At 69.8% G+C, this 12,309-nt stretch carries 11 protein-coding genes; 7 read left to right on the forward strand and 4 right to left on the reverse strand.

Features of this window, described 5'->3' with window-relative positions; genetic code table 11:
* Window positions 1-78 precede the first annotated feature (78 nt).
* Entirely contained in the window at window positions 79-1,677 is a 1,599-nt protein-coding gene (gene prpR / locus AC1DGC_RS03360) for a propionate catabolism operon regulatory protein PrpR (RefSeq protein ID WP_478047207.1), read from the forward strand.
* A gap of 211 nt (window positions 1,678-1,888) precedes the next feature.
* On the opposite strand, the gene pdxH is transcribed toward prpR, so the two are convergent.
* Window positions 1,889-2,488, reverse strand: a complete 600-nt coding sequence (gene pdxH / locus AC1DGC_RS03365) for a pyridoxamine 5'-phosphate oxidase (RefSeq protein ID WP_478047208.1) — start codon at window positions 2,486-2,488, stop codon at window positions 1,889-1,891.
* Window positions 2,489-2,529: 41 nt separating this feature from the next.
* On the opposite strand from pdxH, the gene AC1DGC_RS03370 reads away from it, so the two are divergent.
* The gene (locus tag AC1DGC_RS03370) at window positions 2,530-3,357 is read left to right on the forward strand and encodes a kinase (protein ID WP_478047209.1); all 828 of its coding nucleotides are present in this window, start codon (window positions 2,530-2,532) and stop codon (window positions 3,355-3,357) included.
* Here AC1DGC_RS03370 and AC1DGC_RS03375 read toward each other — a convergent pair.
* Window positions 3,350-3,553 carry a dodecin family protein gene (locus tag AC1DGC_RS03375; protein WP_019186071.1) on the reverse strand — a complete coding sequence of 68 codons (204 nt, stop codon included), beginning with the start codon at window positions 3,551-3,553 and terminating at the stop codon, window positions 3,350-3,352. The genes AC1DGC_RS03370 and AC1DGC_RS03375 overlap by 8 nt on opposite strands.
* Before the next feature lie 95 nt (window positions 3,554-3,648).
* On the opposite strand from AC1DGC_RS03375, the gene AC1DGC_RS03380 reads away from it, so the two are divergent.
* The 4 genes from AC1DGC_RS03380 (at window position 3,649) to hemE (ending at window position 6,755) form a co-directional block, all read left to right on the forward strand.
* Window positions 3,649-4,191: a shikimate kinase gene (locus AC1DGC_RS03380; protein ID WP_259206218.1), complete on the forward strand. Its 543-nt coding sequence runs from the start codon at window positions 3,649-3,651 to the stop codon at window positions 4,189-4,191.
* Window positions 4,188-5,294, forward strand: a complete 1,107-nt coding sequence (gene aroB / locus AC1DGC_RS03385) for a 3-dehydroquinate synthase (protein ID WP_478047210.1) — start codon at window positions 4,188-4,190, stop codon at window positions 5,292-5,294. Before AC1DGC_RS03380 ends, aroB begins: the two co-directional genes overlap by 4 nt.
* 71 nt (window positions 5,295-5,365) lie before the next feature.
* Window positions 5,366-5,617 carry a WGR domain-containing protein gene (locus tag AC1DGC_RS03390; protein WP_259206221.1) on the forward strand — a complete coding sequence of 84 codons (252 nt, stop codon included), beginning with the start codon at window positions 5,366-5,368 and terminating at the stop codon, window positions 5,615-5,617.
* 61 nt (window positions 5,618-5,678) lie between these two features.
* Window positions 5,679-6,755: a uroporphyrinogen decarboxylase gene (gene hemE / locus AC1DGC_RS03395; RefSeq protein WP_259206222.1), complete on the forward strand. Its 1,077-nt coding sequence runs from the start codon at window positions 5,679-5,681 to the stop codon at window positions 6,753-6,755.
* Between the two features lie 307 nt (window positions 6,756-7,062).
* Here hemE and AC1DGC_RS03400 read toward each other — a convergent pair whose 3' ends face one another.
* Entirely contained in the window at window positions 7,063-7,269 is a 207-nt protein-coding gene (locus AC1DGC_RS03400; RefSeq protein WP_394161044.1) for a hypothetical protein, read from the reverse strand.
* Window position 7,270: 1 nt separating this feature from the next.
* On the opposite strand from AC1DGC_RS03400, the gene mdtD reads away from it, so the two are divergent.
* Window positions 7,271-8,674, forward strand: coding sequence for a multidrug transporter subunit MdtD (gene mdtD, locus AC1DGC_RS03405; protein WP_259206224.1), 1,404 nt, complete (start codon window positions 7,271-7,273; stop codon window positions 8,672-8,674).
* A gap of 54 nt (window positions 8,675-8,728) precedes the next feature.
* Here mdtD and AC1DGC_RS03410 read toward each other — a convergent pair whose 3' ends face one another.
* Entirely contained in the window at window positions 8,729-12,268 is a 3,540-nt protein-coding gene (locus AC1DGC_RS03410) for a hybrid sensor histidine kinase/response regulator (RefSeq protein WP_478047211.1), read from the reverse strand.
* Window positions 12,269-12,309 lie beyond the last annotated feature (41 nt).

Consider the following 12,309-nt stretch of genomic DNA (forward strand, 5'->3'; position numbering starts at 1 on the left):
CACCGTGACCGAGGCGTTTCACCTTGAAACATTGAAACATCTGTACCATGGCTGCAACTGAAACATTGAAACATCGCCATGTCGATCAGCCTGCCCCGCCACCGTTCCCGCCTGTCTGACCCGGATGCCGGCCAGCTTCCGGTGATCTGGACCGTCAGCGTGTCGCGCCTGACCGGGCTGCTCGGCGATGTGATCCCGGAGTTCGACCGCCGCGCACGCATCGTGCCGATCAACCTTGGCTTCGAGGAGGCGGTGGATGTGATCGGCCAGCGCCTGCGCCGCGAACACTGCGACGTGGTGATCGCCGGCGGCTCGAATGCGGCCTACCTGCGCAGCCGGCTGGAGGTGCCGCTGGTGCCGATCCAGGCCAACGGTTTCGACCTGATGGAAGCGCTGGCGCGCGCGCGCCGGATCGCCCCGCGGATCGGCCTGGTCACCCATGCCACCGACGTGCCGACCTTCGGCAGCTTCCAACACAGCTTCGGGCTGGACATAGAACATCGCCGCTTCGTCACCCGCGAAGACGCGCGCGACTGCATCGCCGACCTGCGCGCCAACGGCATCGAAGTGATCGTGGGCACCGGCATGGCCATCGACCATGCCGAGCAGGTGGGCCTGCCCGGGGTGCTGCTGTACTCGGCCGATTCAGTACGGCACGCGTTCGAACACGCGCTGGAGCTGACCCAGACCCTGGCCCGCTCCGGCGCGCCATCACCACGGCGGCGGGCACCGGCCAGGCCGCGCGATACCGACCACGCCCTGCTCGGTGACAGCGCAGCGATGCAGCAGGTGCGCGAGCGCATCGCACTGTATGCGCCCTACGACAGCACCGTGCTGATCACCGGCGCCACCGGCACCGGCAAGGAACTGGTGGCGCGGCAACTGCATGCCGCCAGTGGCCGCCGGGGCCGCTTCGTCGCACTGAACTGCGGGGCGATCAGCGAATCCCTGCTGGAAGCGGAGCTGTTCGGTTACAACGAAGGGGCGTTCACCGGCGCCCGGCGCGGCGGGCGCGTCGGCCTGGTAGAAGCCGCCGAGGGCGGCACCCTGTTCCTCGATGAGATCGGCGAACTGCCGCTGCCGCTGCAGACCCGGCTGTTGCGGGTGCTGGAAGAACGCGAAGTACTGCGCGTGGGCGCTACCGAGCCGACTGCGGTGGACGTGCGCGTGGTGGCCGCCACGCTGCAGACCCTGGAGACGCTGGTGGACGCGCAGCGCTTCCGCCGCGATCTCTACTACCGCCTGGCTGCGTTGCGGATCGCGCTGCCGACCCTGCACGAACGCCACGAGGATGTCCCGCTGCTGGTCGCCCACTTCTTCCGCCAGTTGGCCGGCACCGATGCACCGCTGTCGGTGGAGGCGCTGGCACGGCTGCGCGAGTACCCGTGGCCGGGCAACGTGCGCGAACTGCGCAACATGGTCGATCGCCTGCGCATCCACTGGCCGCCCGAGCGCGGCGCATTGTCAGCAGCGACGATGCTGGCGTGGCTGCCGGAACTGGACGCCACGGGTCGGGCAGGCGCTGCAGTGCCTGCCCGCGCGCCCCCGACCGCAGGCGCGGACAGCCTGCCGAGCTTGCTGGCGCGCTTTGACGGCAACCGGGCCCGATTGGCCGCCGAACTGGGCATTTCCCGCACCACCCTGTGGCGACGGCTGCGCGAGGCCGGGCTCGGCTAGCGCGTCGAGGGCACTTCCCACGCCCATCGGCCGCTGCCCACCGCCACGTCCCACCCCGGCGTGACGGCGCGCGCATGCCGCGCACTGCCGCACAACGGTTGGCCATGCCGCACTTGGCCTGCGGCGGTGCCCAGCGCGCGCCCGCAGCACCGCGCGTCGCGATCGGCCAGGGGCTACCCAGATCCCGATGCCGTGCCCGGGCTGCCGGCGGTCAGGGGAACAGCAACCGCTTGGTCCATTGCCCGTCGGCATCGCGCTCATAGCACCAGCGCTCGTGCAGGCGGAACTGCGCGCCATACCAGAACTCGATCCGCTGCGGCACCACGCGCAACCCGCTCCAGCCGTCCGGGCGCGGCACCTCGCGATCGGCGAAGCTGGCTTCGGCGGTGGCCACGCGCGCGTCGAATTCCTCGCGCGAGGCCAACGTCTTCGATTGCAGCGAGGCCCACGCGCCGATCTGGCTCATGCGCGGCCGCGAGGCGAAGTACGCATCGGCTTCGGCATCGGCCACCTGCTCGACGCTGCCTTCGATCCGCACCTGGATGCCTGCTTCCCTCAGGCTGCGCCACAGTAACAGCAGCGCCGCACGCGGATTGGTACGCAGCTCACGCCCCTTGTGGCTGTCCAGGTGGGTGTAGAAGACGAAGCCGCGTGCATCGAACGCCTTGAGCAGCACGGTGCGCGCCGACGGCTGGCCGCTGTTGTCGGCGGTGGCGACAGTCATCGCATTGGGTTCGACTTCCGCGCTGTGCCGGGCCTCCTCGAACAGCGCGGCGAAGGTGGACAGGGCTTCGGTATACAGATCGGTCATGGTTGGTTTCTTGCCATTCGATTTGGGTTTATTGTCACCGCATGCCTGCCACCGCGTACATGCCCCGCAACAAGGGATTTCCCGATGCACTGGTCGCCCAGGCACTGGACGAAGCGCTGGCGGCGGGCACGGGAGTGCCAGTATTGGCGATCAGCGGCCTGCAGGGCAGCGGCAAATCGACGCTGGCCGCGCAGGTGGTGGCCCTGGCCGGCCAACGCGGCCTGCGCGCGGCCACGCTGTCCATCGACGATTTCTACCTCACCCGCGCCCAGCGCCAGCGACTGGCACGGCAGGTGCACCCGTTGCTGCTTACCCGCGGCCCGCCCGGCACCCACGACCTGCCACTGGCGCACGCCACCCTGGCGGCGATCGCCGCGCGCCAGCCGGTGGCGTTGCCGCGCTTCGACAAACTGGCCGACGAACGCGTAGCGCCGGCCCACTGGCCACGCGTGGACGCCGCGCTGGACCTGCTGGTGTTCGAAGGCTGGTTCCTGGGCACCCCGGCACAGGCCGAGGATGCGCTGGAACCGCCGTTGAACGCGCTCGAACGCGACGCCGACGCCGATGGGCGCTGGCGGCGCTGGTGCAACCAGGCCCTGGCCGAGGACTACCCTGCCCTGTGGCAGCGCTGCGACCGGCTGTGGTTCCTGCAACCGCCGGATTTCGCCGTCGTGCCGCGCTGGCGCTGGCAGCAGGAACAACACCTGCAGGCCGCCCAGCCCGAACGCAGCAGCATGAGCCGCGCCCAGCTGGAGCGGTTCGTGCAGTACTACGAGCGGGTGAGCCGCCAGGCGCTGCGCACCCTGCCGGCGCTGGCCGACCGGGTCATCGCACTGGATGACCAGCGACAGGTGCGGCCACTCAGCTGACCAGGAAGGTCACCCGCAGGTTCACCCGCCACTCGGTGATGTTGCCCTCGCCGTCGGTGACCACCTTGGTCTCGTTGATCCAGGCGCCCTGGATGCCCTTGACCGTCTCGGACACCTTCTTCAGGCCACTGCGTACGGCGTCTTCGACGCTGGTCTTGGAGGAGGCGTTGATCTCGATGATTTTGGCCACTGACATGGACAGGCTCCGGTTGCGCGCGGGAGATTCCGCGCCATCCACCATGGGGGCCGGCGCGTAAAGGCCGCGGCACGGAGATGTTAGGATCGCGGGTAATGAATCCCGCTCCGAACCTGATCCTGATCGGCCCGATGGGCGCCGGCAAAACCTGCATCGGGCGCCGCCTTGCCGAGCGCTTCACGCTGGACTTCGTCGATGCCGACCAGGCCATCGTCGATGCCGCCGGCGCCAGCATTCCCACGATCTTCGAGCACTCCGGCGAAGCCGGCTTCCGCCAGCACGAGCGGCAGGTGCTGCAGGCCGTGCTGGACGGGCGCAACCAGCTGGTCTCCACCGGCGGCGGGGCGGTGCTGGATGCCGGCAACCGCGCCACGATCGCGCGCCGCGGCTTCGTGGTCTACCTGCGGGTCAGCGTGGCCGCCCAGCTGGAGCGGCTGGCGCGCGACCGCACCCGGCCGCTGCTGCAGCGCCCGGACCGCGAACAGGTGCTGCACGAGATGGCGGCCCTGCGCGACCCGCTGTACCGCGAGCTGGCCGACCTGACCCTGGACACCGATCTTTACACCCCCGCCGACGCCACCGCGCAGCTGGTCCTGCGCCTGGCGGCGCAATGGCAGCGACAGGACACCTCCGCATGACCTCCCCCCGCACCGTCGCCGTTGGCGGCGATACCCCCTACACCATCCACATCGGCCCGGGCCTGCTCGGCCAGGGCGCGCTGCTGGCCCAGCATGTGCGCGGCCGCCACGTGCTGCTGCTCAGCGATTCCTCGGTGGCCCCGCTGTACCTGGCCGGGGTGAAGTCGGCCCTGCTCGCTGCCCGCCCGGACCTGCGGATCGGCGAACTGGTGCTGCCCGCCGGCGAAGCCTCCAAGACCCTGGCCAACTTCGGCGCGGCGATCACCGCGCTGGCGGCCCTCGGCGCCACCCGCGATGCCTGCGTGCTGGCCCTCGGCGGCGGTGTCGTCGGCGACCTGGCCGGCTTTGCGGCAGCGTGCTGGATGCGTGGGGTGGACTGCATACAGCTGCCCACCTCGCTGCTGGCGATGGTCGACTCCTCGGTGGGCGGCAAGACCGCGGTGGACATCCCCGAAGGCAAGAACCTGGTCGGCGCGTTCCATCCGCCGCGCGCGGTGATCGCCGATACCGCGGCATTGCGCACGCTGCCGCCCCGCGAACTGCGTGCCGGGCTGGCCGAGGTGATCAAGTACGGCGCCATCGGCGACCCGCTCTTCTTCCAGTGGCTGCAGGCCGAGCGTGCCGCGCTGCTGGCCGGCGATGACGCCGCGCTGGCCCAGGCGATCGCGCGCAGCTGCGAACACAAGGCCGACATCGTGGCCCGCGACCCGCTGGAGAAGGGCGAACGCGCCCTGCTCAACCTCGGCCATACCTTCGGCCATGCCATCGAGACCGAGCAGGGCTACGGTGCGCCCGGCAACGACAACCTCAACCATGGCGAAGCGGTTGCCGTGGGCATGGTGCTGGCCGCGCGCCTGTCCGCCCAGCTGGGCATGAGCAGCGAGGCCGATACCGCGCAGCTGCGCGACCTGCTGCTGCACTACGAACTGCCGGTGGCCATTCCCGTCGGCCTGGCCGCCGAGGCGCTGTTGGCGCGTATGCGGCTGGACAAGAAGAACGTCGCCGGGCGCCTGCGCCTGGTGTTGTGGCGTGGGATCGGCCGCGCCGAAGTGGTCGGCGATGTCGACGAGGCCGACGTGCTGCGCGTGCTCGCCGCCGGCTGAGCCTGCGACGTTCCGCCGCACCTGCCCCGTCGCTGACGGCCGCCTCCGGCGTTCGCGGCTACAATCGGGGCATGCGCGTCTTCCTGCACCAACACGCCCGCGGTGCCGATCCGGCCCGCTATCTCCAGCTCACCCTGCAACCGGACCTGTTCGGTGGCTGGGAGCTGCTGCTCGAGTCCGGCCCGATCGGCGGGCGCGGGCAACTGCGCCGCGAGCTGTACCTGGAGGAAGACCTGGCGCTGGCCGCGTTCGACAAGGCGCGCGATGCGCACCTGCACCGCGGCTACGAAGTGACCTACACCAGCGGCGATCCGCCGCACTGAGCGGCCACCGCCGCACTCACCCCATTCGGCCCCGCGCCACCAGATCCCAAGGAAGCGTTCCGTGACCAGCCCCTCCCGCCATGATCGCCTGCTGCGCGCCCTGCGCCGCGAACCGGTGGACTGCACCCCCGTCTGGCTGATGCGCCAGGCCGGCCGCTACCTGCCCGAGTACCGCGCCACCCGCGCCAAGGCCGGCAGCTTCCTGGCCATGGCCAAGAACCCGGACATCGCCTGCGAAGTCACGCTGCAACCGCTGCGTCGCTTCGACCTGGATGCCGCGATCCTGTTCTCGGACATCCTCACCATTCCCGACGCGATGGGCCTGGAGCTGTACTTCGTCGACGGCGAAGGCCCCAAATTCCGCCATCCCGTGCGCGACGCTGCCGCCATCGCCAAACTGGCCGTGCCGGACATGGAAACCGAACTGCGCTATGTGATGGACGCGGTGCGGGTGATCCGCCGCGAACTGGACGGCAAGGTCCCGCTGATCGGCTTCTCCGGCAGCCCCTGGACGCTGGCCTGCTACATGGTCGAAGGCGGCGGCAGCAAGGACTTCGCCCGCATCAAGGCGATGGCCCTGAACGAACCGGCCGCCCTGCACCAGCTGCTCTCGGTGGTGACCGATGCGGTCATCGCCTACCTGTCGGCCCAGCGCGCCGCCGGCGCCCAGGTCCTGCAGGTGTTCGACACCTGGGGGGGCGTGCTCAGCCCCGGCATGTACCGTGAATTCTCGCTGCGCTACCTCACCCGCATCGCGCAGGAACTCGAGCGGGGCCAGGGCGACCAGCGCACTCCGCTGATCCTGTTCGGCAAGGGCACCGGCCTGCACCTGGCCGACTTGGCCAACACCGGCGCCGACGCCCTCGGCGTCGACTGGACCCTGGACCTGTCCGACGCCGTGGCCCGCACCGGCGGTCGCGTCGCCCTGCAGGGCAACCTCGACCCGGCCACCCTCTACGGCAACCCGGACGCCATCGAACGCGCCGCCGGCCGCGTGCTCGACAGCTACGCCCAAGGCAACGGCGGTTCCCGCGAGGGCCACGTCTTCAACCTCGGCCATGGCATGTCCCCGGACATGAATCCCGACCACGTCGGCGTGCTGGTGGACGCCGTGCACCGCATCAGCCAGCGCCCGTAACGCCACCCAGCGGCGGCCGCGCAGCACCGGAACGGAATGCATCCACGCATGGCGTGGATCTACGCGAATGACCGCAAGGTAAAAACCCGTAGATCCACGCCATGCGTGGATACCGCGCGCCAAATGACCCGCGACGGAAAAACCCCGTAGATCCACGCCATGCGTGGATACCGCGCGCAGCGCGGCAACGCCCGCCGAAGCCTGGGCGACCGCGGCGCAACCAGACTGTCCGACGTTCACCCCCGGCCGAAGAAGACCGTTAGGGTTCATGGCGCCGGAACGGAGAGCATCCACGCATGGCGTGGATCTACGATGGAATCCGCGTGCACACCGCCCCAGCAATGACCCGCGACGTAAAAAACCGTAGATCCACGCCATGCGTGGATACCGCGCGCAGCGCGGCATCACGATCCACGCGATCGCCGGCTTTGCCGAACCGGTCCGAAACACCGCCTTGACCGCGCCCTGACCCCACATCGGCGATCATGTGCCCCTCGTTGATGAGGGTGCGCACGATGACGACCAGCAGCTACGCCTCGATCCGGCCCCTGTTGTGGCTGGTATCGCTGGCGATCTTCATGCAGATGCTGGATTCCACCATCGTCAACACCGCCCTCCCCGCCATGGCCCGCAGCCTCGGCGAAAGCCCCCTGCAGATGCAGTCGGTGGTCTTCAGCTACGCCCTCGCCGTCGCCACGTTCATCCCCGCCTCCGGTTGGATCGCCGACCGCTTCGGCACCCGCCGCACCTTCCTCGTCGCCATCATCCTGTTCACCCTCGGCTCGCTCGCCTGCGCACTCGCCCAGACCCTGCACCAATTGGTGGGCGCCCGCGTCCTGCAGGGTATTGGTGGCGCCATGCTGCTGCCGGTCGGCCGCCTCGCCGTCATGCGCTCGGTCTCGCGCGAAGAATTCCTGCGCGCCATGAGCTTCATCGCGATCCCCGCCCTGATCGGCCCGCTCATCGGGCCGACCCTCGGCGGCTGGCTGGTCGAAGTCGCCTCCTGGCACTGGGTCTTCCTGATCAACCTGCCCATCGGCGTCATCGGCTACATCGCCGCCATGAAGGTCATGCCCGACCACTACGCCGAACACCGCACCCGCTTCGACATCGCCGGCTACCTCATGCTCGCCTTCGGCATGGTCGTGCTCTCCCTCGCCCTGGACGGCATCTCCGGCATGGCCACGCCGCACGCCCTGGTCATGCTGATGACCGTTGCCGGCCTCGCCGCCCTGGTCGGCTACTGGCTGCATGCCGCCAACTCGACGGCACCGCTGTTTTCGCTGGCCCTGTTCCACGTGCCCAGCTACCGCATCGGCATCCTCGGCAACCTGTTCTCGCGGATCGGCAGCAGCGCCATGCCGCTGCTGATCCCCTTGCTGCTGCAGGTCGGCATGGGCATGAGCCCGATGAATGCCGGCCTGCTCATGATCCCCGTGGCCGCCGCGGGCATGCTCTCCAAGCGCTACGCGGTCAAACTGGTCGAACGCTTCGGCTACCGTCGCGTGCTCATGGTCAACACCGTGCTGGTCGGCCTGGCCATGGCCAGTTTCATCTTCATGACCCCCGGCCAGCCGTTGTGGGTGCGCGTCATCCAGCTGGCCCTGTTCGGCGCGGTCAATTCGCTGCAGTTCACCGTCATGAACACCGTCACCCTGCGTGACCTGGACCGCGACTTCGCCAGCGCCGGCAACAGCCTGCTGTCGATGGTGATGATGCTGGCGACCGGTTTCGGTGCGGCCGCCGCCGGCAGCCTGCTGGCCGCCTTCGATCATCTCGACGCGCTGCGCGGTGCCACCGCCGCCCTGCATGCCACCTTCGTCTGCGTCGGTGCCATTACCCTCACTTCCACCGTCATCTTCTGGCAGCTGCCCGACACCCGCCCCTCCCCGCGCGATGTGGAGGAGGTCGCCGAGTAGTCGTCGCGGGCCGTTGGCCCGATGACCGTTGCCAACCGCCGCTCCGGCGGCCGATCACTGCCCCTGCCCGCGCGCGGCCCGCAGTGAGCGCGCAATCGCGTCCACGAGCAGTTCGCCGGTCACCGGCTTGCGCAGGAAGCCGCGGAACCCGGCCGCACGGACTTGCTGTTCGATGTCCGGATCGGTGCGCGCGGTCACCGCGATCATCGGCATGTCATAGCCCTGGTTGTGCAGGTGCCCGGCCAGTTCGATCCCGCCCAGGCCCGGCAGGTCCAGGTCCAGCAGCGCCACGTCGAACGGCGCCTCGCTGACCTCGCGCAACGCCGCCAGTGCGTGTTCGGCATGCACCATGTGGTGCCCGCGCGCGCCCAGCAGACCGGTGATCACGCTGGCCACGGTGGCGTCGTCTTCCACCAGCAGGATCCGCAACGGCGGCAGCCGCTGTCCCAGGCCCTGGCCGTCGAGCCCGCTCGATACCGCGGCGATGTGCAGCGGCAACGGCAGGGTCACGCTGAAGCGCGTGCCAACCCCGAGCTGGCTCTCCACCCCGATCTGGCCCTGCATCGCCAACGCCAGTTCGCGGCAGATCGCCAGGCCCAGCCCGCTGCCGCCATACTGCGCCGCCGTGCGTGCGCCGTCGGCCTGCTCGAAGCGGCGGAACAGGCGCTGCTGCTGGTCGCTGCTGATCCCCGGGCCCGTGTCGGACACCTCGAAATGCAGGCCACGGTCGGCCGCCAGCGTGGTCGCCGTCAGGCGCACCTCGCCGTGGGTGGTGAACTTGACCGCGTTGCCCAGCAGGTTGAGCAGGATCTGCCGCACGCGCACCGCATCGCCGACACTGCCCAACCCCGCCGGCAACTGGTTGTCGACCACGAAGCGCAGGTGCTTCTGCTCGGCCAGCGCGGCCATCAGCGTGCAGGCATCGTCCACCACGTTGTGCACGTCGAAGGGCTGCGCCTGCAACTGCAGCCGGCCCGATTCGATCCGGGCCAGGTCCAGCGCGTCGTTGACCAGGTGCAGCAGGTGCTCGCCGGCATGCCGGATCGACGCCGTCCAGCTGCGCTGCTGCGGGTCCAGCGCAGAGCCCAGCAGCAGCTCGCTCATGCCCAGCACCCCGGTCATCGGCGTGCGCACCTCATGGCCCAGGTTGGCCAGAAAGCGGGTCTTGGCCGCCGATGCCTGCTCGGCCAGCTCCTGCTTGTGCAGGGCCAGCTGATAGGCATGCTTGCGCTGCAGGCGGCGCCGGTACAGCCAGGCGAACAGGCTCATCAGCAGCAGCGCCATCGAGGTCATCACCAGCAGCCCGGACAGGCTGCGCCACCACGGCGGCTGCACCCGGAACTCCAGCGACTGCACCCGCGACCACACCTGGTCGGCCGAACGCGCCTGCACTTCCAGCCGGTAACGCCCGGGCGGCAGCCGCGAGAACACACGCTCGCCGGCCGGGCCCACTTCCACCCAGTCCGGGTCGTACCCGGCCAGCCGATAGCGGTAGTTGTTGGAGGACGAATCGGCGAAGGACAGCAACCGCGCCACGATCCGCAGGTCGCGGTCGGCGTCGGCGATCTCCAGCGGGGTCAGGTGGGTGAGGTCGGCGACGCGGTCGCCGCGGCGCACTTCCACGCGCTCGATCACCAGCGGCGCGCGCCGGTTGGACGGGCGCACCTGGCGTGGATCGAACACCACCACCCCGGCCGGGGTGCCCCCGGCGATGCGACCGCTGGCGGTACGGGTCAGCGTGCTGCGGCGGAACTCCTGGCTCGGCAGGCCGTCGTGCACGCCATACAGGCGCACGTTGCCCATCTGCGGGTCGACCCGGATCAGGCCGCGCGCACTGGCGGCCCAGATCACGCCCTGGGCATCGACCACCAGCCCGGTGGCCGACACTTCCGGATAGCCGGCACCGCCGCCGATCACGGCCTGCAGCAACAGGCGCCCGTTCTGCCAGCGGTACTGGCTCAGGCGCCCTTCCTCGGACAGCCACACGCTCTGGTCATCGGCGATGGCCAGCGCATGGATCGCCGCCGGCGGCGCCCCCGGCACCGGCTCGAAGCGCGACCGTGCCGGCACCCATTGCAGCAGGCCCTGGTTGGTGGCCACCCACAGATGGTCCTGGCTGCCGCAGACCAGGTCCAACGCCAACTGGCCCGCGGCCAGGCCGGCGTGGCCGCTCACGATCCGATGCAGCACGCGGCCGTCCAGGTCGCGCTGCTGCAGCCCGGTCGAGGCGGCGCTCCATACCCGCCCGCCATCGCACAGCGCCAGCGATTCCACCTGGCCCTCCATGGCCGCATCCACCGCCGCATCACGGCCCCAGCGGCGTAGTGCGTCCTGCCTGGGGTCATAGCGCAGCAATGCGTTGTTGGAGCCGATCCAGACCTGCCCGCGCGGGTCCTCGAGCACCGACTGCAGCCACTCGGTGCCATCCACCCAGGTGCGATGCTGGGTGACGGTGCCGGTGACCGGATCGAACTTGTCCAGCGCACCGTGCGTGCCCACCGTCCAGACCCCGCCATCGGCGGCCGCGCCCATGCCCAGCACGTAGGCATTGCGCAACGACCCCGGATCGTCCTCCAGCCGCGACAGCACCGAGAACTGCCACCAGCGCGGCAGCAGGTGCCACAGCCCGCCATTGATGCTGGCCAGCCAGATGCCGCCTTCGCGGTCCTCGTAGGCACCGGTCCAGTTCGGTCGCACCTGGCCGCGCGCCACCGCGCTGTACAGCGGCACCTGCTGGTATTGATTGTCGTAGGCACGGCCCAGGCCGGAACGGGTATCCAGCCAGTACCCCCCCTGCTCATCGCGCAGCATCATGCCCAGCACCTGGTCGCCGGGCGTCACCTGCCACGGTGCAGGCTCGAACTGGCCGTCCGGACGCCGCACCTTCACCCCCGAGTTGGTGCCGATCCACAGGCTGCCGTCCAGTTCGGCGGTGAGCCCGTTGATGATCTCGTGCGGGATGTCGCGGCTGGCGATGCGCTCGAAGTCGCGCCCGGTCCAGCGCGCCAGCCCCGCCTTGGTCCCCACCCACAGGCTGCCATCGCGGGTGGTGGCCAACTGGGTGACCGAGGCGGCCGGCAGGCTGCGCGGGTTGCCATGCTCGGGCATGTAGCGGGTCACGTTGCCGCTGCGGTCCAGCCGATGCAGGCCCCCTTCATAGGTCCCGAACCAGACGGCGCCATCGGCGGTGGAGGTGATGCTCCAGATGGTGTTGCTGCCGATCACCGGGTGGCTGGCGCGGTCGAAGAAGCGCAGTTCGCGGCGGTCGGCCGACATCATCGCCAGCCCGGCATTCTCGGTGCCGATCCACAGCTGGTTGCGTGCGTCCACGTGCACGCTCCACACGTGGTTGTCGCGCAGGCCATCCTCGGCGCGCCATACCCGGTAGGTGCGGCCGTCGTAGCGCGCCAGGCCATCGTTGGTGGCGATCCACAGGTAGCCGTAGCCATCCTCGGCCATGCGGTTGACCGTGTTGGACGGCAGGCCATCGAACACGGTCAGCTGGCGCGGCGTTGGCGGCACCGGCTGGGCATGGCCGAGCAACGGCCAGAGCCACGCGATCCCGATCAGGAGCAGCCAACGCAAAGGCACCACCAATGGATCTCCCGAGTCGTCCGTGGAAGGCGCGCCAGCGG

It is taken from the genome of Stenotrophomonas sp. 05N37, from assembly GCF_056397365.1.

What these genes read in the sequence shown, in the direction of transcription:
- prpR (WP_478047207.1), top strand. Translation starts at nt 79, where the DNA reads ATGTCGATCAGCCTGCCCCGCCACCGTTCCCGCCTGTCTGACCCGGAT.
- pdxH (WP_478047208.1), bottom strand. Translation starts at nt 2,488, where the DNA reads ATGACCGATCTGTATACCGAAGCCCTGTCCACCTTCGCCGCGCTGTTC.
- AC1DGC_RS03370 (WP_478047209.1), top strand. Translation starts at nt 2,530, where the DNA reads ATGCCTGCCACCGCGTACATGCCCCGCAACAAGGGATTTCCCGATGCA.
- AC1DGC_RS03375 (WP_019186071.1), bottom strand. Translation starts at nt 3,553, where the DNA reads ATGTCAGTGGCCAAAATCATCGAGATCAACGCCTCCTCCAAGACCAGC.
- AC1DGC_RS03380 (WP_259206218.1), top strand. Translation starts at nt 3,649, where the DNA reads ATGAATCCCGCTCCGAACCTGATCCTGATCGGCCCGATGGGCGCCGGC.
- aroB (WP_478047210.1), top strand. Translation starts at nt 4,188, where the DNA reads ATGACCTCCCCCCGCACCGTCGCCGTTGGCGGCGATACCCCCTACACC.
- AC1DGC_RS03390 (WP_259206221.1), top strand. Translation starts at nt 5,366, where the DNA reads ATGCGCGTCTTCCTGCACCAACACGCCCGCGGTGCCGATCCGGCCCGC.
- mdtD (WP_259206224.1), top strand. Translation starts at nt 7,271, where the DNA reads ATGACGACCAGCAGCTACGCCTCGATCCGGCCCCTGTTGTGGCTGGTA.